The 252-nt window shown below is 41.7% G+C and carries 1 protein-coding gene; it reads right to left on the bottom strand.

All coding sequences use genetic code 11. From position 1 onward, the window contains the following. On the bottom strand, positions 1–252 hold a 252-nt coding region (locus tag AAEY78_RS14190; protein ID WP_352340056.1), incomplete at both ends, for a fasciclin domain-containing protein.

The raw sequence follows: 252 nt of genomic DNA, 5'->3' as shown, positions 1-252 counted from the left end.
ACAAAACAGTATCAATGACATGAATCACGCCGTTGCTGGCTTTTACATCTGCCATAACTACGTTTGCATTGTTGATCATGACAGAGCCATCATTGGTGGTTACATTCACAGACTGGCCTTGCACGGTCGTTGCACTGTCTAATTTTACAACGTCTGCAGCCATTACTTTACCTGATACCACATGGTAGGTAAGAATTGCAGTTAACTTGTCTTTATTTTCGCTCTTAAGAAGGTTTTCAACCACGGCAAGAT

The sequence above is a fragment of the Psychrobacter sp. 16-MNA-CIBAN-0192 genome (genome assembly GCF_040309565.1).
Classification (GTDB): domain Bacteria; phylum Pseudomonadota; class Gammaproteobacteria; order Pseudomonadales; family Moraxellaceae; genus Psychrobacter.
The sequence above is the reverse complement of the archived record's forward strand: the minus strand, read 5'-3'. Positions and strand labels throughout refer to the sequence as shown.